This is a genomic window from Caballeronia arationis (assembly GCF_001544975.2).
Taxonomy (GTDB): domain Bacteria; phylum Pseudomonadota; class Gammaproteobacteria; order Burkholderiales; family Burkholderiaceae; genus Caballeronia; species Caballeronia arationis.
The window spans coordinates 1-6,041 of the sequence record NZ_FCOG02000229.1; the positions used below are offsets into that span (position 1 = coordinate 1).

Consider the following 6,041-nt stretch of genomic DNA (forward strand, 5'->3'; position numbering starts at 1 on the left):
GTGCGTCTCGAACCGGAAGCAGAAGCGCAACTTCCCGCTGAAAAACCTTGACGGACCACCTCAGGGCCTGAAGGCACCGACCTATCGGTCTACAGCCAGGACGAACTCGACGCCATCGCCGACAGCCTGAACAGCCGGCCTCGCGCGACGCACGCGTTCCATTCTCCATTCGAGGTCTTCGCCGCCACGCTCGCCTCAGCGAGCCAGCCGCACCGTTCTAAACACTAAACTCCGTGTGTTGCACTTGAGTTTGAAACCGCCGTGCGATGACGCGCGCGCGGCGTTCCAGCAGCCCATATCACTCGCGTGATTGTTACGCGTCATCCTCGTCACGCGGATGCGCAATGGGCGGATGCGGCGGCTGCGTCGTGGCGATTTCTCCGCCGCTTTTTTGTGCACAGCCGCCTTTTTGTTCCGCTTCTGCGTCAAGGGCGACTTTCCCAACCCTGAAATGTAGATTTTGGTATGTAATAAGTCGATTGACGCTCAGCCTATGGAGCAATGTATGTGTTATTCGGCTCAAATTGAAGCAGACTATCGCAAGTATGTGAAGATGTTCGGCGCTCACATGGACGTCCGCGAATTCGCTCGCCTTTACTGGGAGCGAACCGAAGGCAGCAAAGCGAAAATCCCAAAGGCGATGGATGACGCGTTCCGTGCTCCGCGGACGGACGAGGAACGTCAGATAAAAGAGTTCATCGACCAATACAACGCTGAGCAGGCGACCAAGCTCGAACAGGACCTCTTCAAGCAACGGACGCGGCTTGCCGATGCCGAACGCACTCTGCAAACAAAAATAACGAAGGCCGCGACCGAAAGCAAGCGAATTGCGACCGACAAGATTGAGGCTTCGCTGCGTCGCCTCGACGACCTCAACCGGACAATCCCCGAACCGCGTGACTCGCGCATCTTCCCAGGCCACTATGCCCCGGTCCTCGTCGTCGAGAATGGGAAATACGTCGTTAAGCCGATGCGCTACCAATGTCGCATTGCTGGCAAGCCAGCAAACTACGACATCAAATTTCCGGGCACCTACAATGCGCGGCGCGATAATCTCGAAGGCTTCTGGAAGCCGTTGTTCGGTCACACACACGGAGTATTGCTTGTCGATGTGTTTTACGAAAACGTCAGCAAGGCGAAGTGGGAGGGAACGTTACTCGAGTCACACGACAAAGACGAAAACGTCGTGCTGGAATTTCGTCCGAGTAACGGCCAGTTGATGTTGGTCGCCTGCCTGTGGTCTCGTTGGAGCGCGCCGGACTTGCCGGACTTGCTGTCGTTTGCGGCTATCACTGACGAACCTCCAGTTGAGGTCGCAGCAGCCGGTCACGATCGGTGCATCGTGCCAATCAGACCGGAGAACGTTGAGGCGTGGTTGCATGCGGACGCATTGAATCGAGATGCGCTGCACACGATTCTTGATGACAAGGACAGGCCGTACTACGAACACCGGCTCGCAGCGTAGCGTCGCCCCCATCTGAAGTGTTTTTATGCGACGAAAACGGCTGTTGGTAATATAGCGACGGTGACCAAGCAACGGATAATCCAAGCATCGAGAAGCAGGCATTGAATGGACATTTTCTATTATTCGCAAAAACTTGAACAAGACTTGAAGAACGATCAAGTCGGCTATTTCGGCTCGAACAGCACAAAGATTTTGGAACTTTCAGAGCGGTTACCTAAGCGCATCTGGGTATTCAAAACGCCGAAGGGGATGAAAGGGTCAGTCCAATTGCTCGGCTCGCTGCTCGTCAGTGAAGAACCCCGCGTGGCGGTCCAGACAAGCTACCCCCATATCATCTACTACGACCCGTTCTCGCCTGAGTCTGTGATGTTCACGGACTCAGGCACCATGCACCGCGTTCAAGAGGTGTCAGCGTACTTCCAATATCGCTTTCACTCCGCGTTCAGTGCCAATTTTCAAGGCGACGCTGGGCTACAAGCAATCGAATCGAATGTGGTCCGTGGACTGGAGTCTCTCGTTGCCGATTGGGGGAAATGCCAGATGCTGGAGCGCGTCAGGGACCGAAAGAGCGTCCAACCTATCAATCCGTTCGCTCAGAACTTTTGATGAAGCGGATGACGTCGGACAAAATGGTACCAGTCATCGCGGCCCTCCTTTCGGCAGCTGAACTCTGCCGCCAATGACGACGAACGCATTGGTATCGACATTCCGGATCCACGGTCGTACTTCGTTGTCACGAGTCGGGGAACCGGCGATGTAGTTCACCGCCGCTTCGAGATCCGTGAAACGCCCAGGCACTGCACCGAGCTTGCTGCTTCAAAAGTAGACATTCATGCTCCACAAACAGATGCGCGGAGCGGCCCCGGCGGACCGCATACCCGCAGGAGTTAAGCGAATTATCTGACGGGAATCACTCGACTTCGCTCACATGCTTCCACCACCGTTCGCCCGAAGGCAGTCCTCTGATGAAAGCAAAGTCCTCCGCTTCTTCGCGCGTAAGCTCGATCACACCGCCCTTCAAGATCGCCGTCTGCAGATAGACGACGTTCGCCAGCACGAGAGCTCCATGCTGTCCGGCGATGGACGTTAGCGTTTCGACGGCATCGAGCAACTCCGCGTGGAACTGCTTCGCGTCAGCGGCGAGGCGCAGCGACACATCAGCGTCGCTAATCGCGCCCAACACCGCATCGCACTGCGCTTGCGTGTCGTCAGGCCCGTACTGCTCGGGCTTGATCCAGCTTCGGATCACCATGTCATTGAGTACGTCGTCGGCGAAATCGGTGCAGGAATAGGCCATATAAGGCTCCAGTGAAAAAATGAAAGAAAAAGAGCCGCTGTCAGATGCGACGCAAACGGCCGGTATCGAACGCAGACGCGCGACGCAGGTACGGCGGGCGCGGCGGCTGCGATTGCGCAGTAGCCGGTGCAGCGTGTTGCACTGGCGGCAGGTGAGGCACCGCTTGCGAGTGGGACGGACTACCGGCTGCCGCGAGCAGCAGCATCAAGAGGTTTGCCAAAGTGGACAGCGCCGAAGGGCGCGAGAAAGAAGGGAAGCGGGAAGCGCCCCTTGCGGGGCAGCTGCCCACAAGGGTCGATAAGAAAATCAGGCGGCCAGAGCCTGTACGTCGATGACCACGTCGGCTTCCGCGACAAGTTCGGGCGTCTGCGAGATGAAGAACTCCCGCTGATACCCCCCTTGGCGCAGCACCTCGCGCTTCATGCGCATGAACTGCACTTTGCGCTCGGGATCGAGCGGACCGTCCGACTCGTCGCTGAACAAGGTCTGATACGGCTGACCGGTGTTCTGCCCGAGATAGAGCGCAATGCCACGCGTCAGGCACTCATTGATCCAGACCTTTTGACCACCGGACATGACGGAGACCGACTTGCTGCTGTCGGACTCGGCGTCGTGAACGAGGATCTCGAAGCCTTCACGCAGTTCACCGCTCGCGAGCGTGCGCTGCGTGCGGATCTCAACCGTGAAGCGCATGCCGTAACACGCAAGCAGTAGCTCGTTGACGGTAGCCGACGTCGCCCCCCACGTGCTGTCGCCGGAACTGGCGACCGCTGTCGCCGGCGCGAAGGCTGCGGCCATGCAGCGCCAAGCGATCGAAGCGGAAATCCCCGCCCATCTGCTGTTCTCGTCGGGATGGCCGACCGTGCGCCCGACGTCCGACGAAGCAGAACTGCTCGCAAGCGTTCGCCGCCGCGTCGCCCACGCAGTCGGTATCGAGATCGGCTACACGAGCGCCGCTGATGTGATGCGCCGGTACGACGAGCTACTAGCGCAGCGTTCCCCCGAGCCCGCCGCGGACCTACCAGCACAAGCGAGCTTCGCTTTCTAACCCGCAAAAAAAACACCACACCCCGAAAACCGGGGTGTGGTGTCTGTTGCAAGAGACTATGCGAGACACAGCGATAGCTGCACGTCGGCCGAGAAGAACGCAGGATCCGGCTCGGCGCCTGCGCGCGTGACGGGCACCTCCCACTGGAGTTGGGCATCGCTGAAGGAACCCGAACCGTACAACAGGCGGTCCGTGTCCTCGCGATCGAGCAAGTCGCCAAACGCAAAGCTGAAGACACCCGGCGCACATTCGCCCTCAGCCACTAGACCGAGCGTTCGCGCAAGTTCGTCGGCGCGGCAAGCCCGCCACTCCTCGGTGCCCTCAGGCGAACGCGTCACGGTGATGCGCGTCGCCGGAGGCACTTGCGGGGCGTTGCTCACGGCGTCGCGGAACGCTGGAATCGCCTTCTTGGCGAATCCCGGCGTTTCCATTTCCACCGGATAAGCGACTTCAGTGATGAAGGAGCCGACCGCGCTGTACTGCCAGCCAGCGTGACGCCACGGCGCTGCGCCCAATGCGACCAGCACATTGTGTTGGTCGATGGAATGACACCGCACCTCGGGCATCCGCTCCATCGCCGTCTTCGTTGCCGACGGCACCGGCACCTCGATCTGTGAGGCCCCACAGTCGTACTCCTTGAGCACTCGCCAAATACTGAGCGGCCCGCTGTTCCCGTAGATCGAGAGCAGTAGGTCGATGTCCGCGTGCAGGGAAACGCTCAAGCTGCCACTGACCAATTCATCGATACGAGACTCGAAACCCGCCCGGATCAACGACAGCCGGACGTCGTCCAACTGTGACTCAGGCACCGCCGAGTAACACGAGGAGCCGACCGACAGATCGATCGCCCGATCGCGAAGAAGCGCGGGCTTGGCGAGTTCACGTCTCCAACTCTCGATGTAGTTTTCTGGCCGGATCGATCCATTGCGGCTTCGGAGCATTCCGCCTTCGCAACTGGTCGCATGCGAGAAGATGCGGCGCATGACTTGCACATAGTTGCCCAGCGCGACGGCCGACCAGTGGTCGGTGTGCGGATAGACGTTCGACTCATAGCCGCGTTCGAACAAGGCGTAAATCCACTCGCCGTCGGCCTTCTGCAGTGCGCCTGCGCGCTTGCCGGTCAAAATAGAAGAACCCATGGTTTGCTCCATTGATACGCGGAGCAGCCCCAACGGGCTGCGTACCCGCTGAGGTGAAAGAGGACCGCTCCGCGAGGGAGCGGTTAATGCGATTACCGCAGACGCGGCATTACCGAGAAGGCCGTCAAGCACTGCATGCAGCACATGACAAAGCCGAACCAGACGCCGAATGCCGCGCCGAACAAAACGCCGTGTGTGCCGCATGCGGCGCTTGCGCCGATAACCACCGCAACGCCGCGTGCAATGTGCGGCATCGCCAAGCGGTTCACGACCCAGTAGCAAGCGCCGGCGAAGAGTCCTGGGCGCTCGCGGTCTCGCTGACAGGTGACCTGCCATGCGAGCGAGGCCAGCAGAACGCAGAGAACCCCGGCAAGGCTTCGGCCAATGCCCGATGCGTCGTGCAACAAGTGCCCATACGCGAACCTAACGGCCATGTCGAAGTAGCCCGCCGTCGGGAGTCTGGTTGCAGCTCCCACCACAACCAGAGCCGCGCAGCACCATGAGCGCTGTTGCCACAACATCGCCGCCACTTCGAGCGGCGCAGAACGTACGATTTCAATGTCTTTCGACATTTGGATGCTCCTTTCAGGTTGTCGTGCTGTTGAGCACGAAAAAAAGCCGACCCCTTGCGGAGGTCGGCAGTACCTAGGCAGCGGGCTTAGCCTTTCGGCTCTTGCTCGCCTTCTTTACGGGCGGCTTCGGGACTTCATATCCGAAGCGCGCCCAGGCAGCGGGGTCCAACGGGATCGGATTCGTGCGCCCCGTTGCGAGGTTCACGAACACGCCCGAGAACGGCACCGCGCCGGTTCGAAACATCGTCCAAAGCATGTTGAACGCCTGGACCGCGATTGCCTGATTGATGACCAGCGACTGCTTGCGCAGCGCCTCGGCCATCGAACACGACGGCGTTTCGTCTTTCGCATCGAGCTTGGCGTCGAGCAAATCCGGAAACAACTCACCGACATGCGGCAAGCGTTCGGGGTTTTTCTTCGCGTAGCTCTTGTTGCAGACCTGACCAATGACCACTTGGCCGCGGTCTGTGTCGTTGCCGCAGTCGAGGTAATAAACCCCGCTCGTTTCTGCCGCGCTGAC

Annotated in this window: 7 protein-coding genes and 2 pseudogenes; 4 read left to right on the forward strand and 5 right to left on the reverse strand. The window is 59.5% G+C overall.

The window, feature by feature from the left end:
• Positions 1-66: 66 nt before the first annotated feature.
• From AWB81_RS44355 to AWB81_RS39680, 3 genes and pseudogenes are all read left to right on the forward strand, one after another.
• Positions 67-228 (forward strand): annotated as a pseudogene (locus tag AWB81_RS44355) (IS30 family transposase); the annotation flags it as partial.
• Positions 229-505: 277 nt separating this feature from the next.
• Positions 506-1,465: an SOS response-associated peptidase family protein gene (locus AWB81_RS39675; protein WP_062643750.1), complete on the forward strand. Its 960-nt coding sequence runs from the start codon at positions 506-508 to the stop codon at positions 1,463-1,465.
• 105 nt (positions 1,466-1,570) lie between these two features.
• The gene (locus tag AWB81_RS39680; RefSeq protein ID WP_062643753.1) at positions 1,571-2,071 is read left to right on the forward strand and encodes a hypothetical protein; all 501 of its coding nucleotides are present in this window, start codon (positions 1,571-1,573) and stop codon (positions 2,069-2,071) included.
• A 304-nt stretch (positions 2,072-2,375) separates the two neighbouring features.
• On the opposite strand, the gene AWB81_RS39685 is transcribed toward AWB81_RS39680, so the two are convergent.
• A complete protein-coding gene (locus tag AWB81_RS39685) occupies positions 2,376-2,762 on the reverse strand; it encodes a hypothetical protein (protein WP_062643756.1) in 387 nt (128 codons plus the stop codon).
• Positions 2,763-3,068: 306 nt separating this feature from the next.
• Positions 3,069-3,494, reverse strand: a pseudogene (locus AWB81_RS39690) (P-loop NTPase family protein); the annotation flags it as partial.
• 64 nt (positions 3,495-3,558) lie between these two features.
• Here AWB81_RS39690 and AWB81_RS39695 point away from each other — a divergent pair.
• Positions 3,559-3,810: a hypothetical protein gene (locus AWB81_RS39695; protein ID WP_062643761.1), complete on the forward strand. Its 252-nt coding sequence runs from the start codon at positions 3,559-3,561 to the stop codon at positions 3,808-3,810.
• Positions 3,811-3,866: 56 nt separating this feature from the next.
• Here the strand turns inward: AWB81_RS39695 and AWB81_RS39700 are convergent, their stop codons facing one another.
• The 3 genes from AWB81_RS39700 to AWB81_RS45355 form a co-directional block, all read right to left on the reverse strand.
• Positions 3,867-4,961 carry a hypothetical protein gene (locus tag AWB81_RS39700; RefSeq protein ID WP_144444327.1) on the reverse strand — a complete coding sequence of 365 codons (1,095 nt, stop codon included), beginning with the start codon at positions 4,959-4,961 and terminating at the stop codon, positions 3,867-3,869.
• An 80-nt stretch (positions 4,962-5,041) separates the two neighbouring features.
• Complete coding sequence (locus tag AWB81_RS45350; RefSeq protein ID WP_062643766.1) at positions 5,042-5,521, reverse strand: hypothetical protein; 480 nt, start codon at positions 5,519-5,521, stop codon at positions 5,042-5,044.
• 73 nt (positions 5,522-5,594) lie between these two features.
• Positions 5,595-6,041, reverse strand: a 447-nt coding sequence (locus tag AWB81_RS45355) for a PRTRC system ThiF family protein (protein WP_144444328.1), incomplete at its 5' end; no start/stop codon positions are given.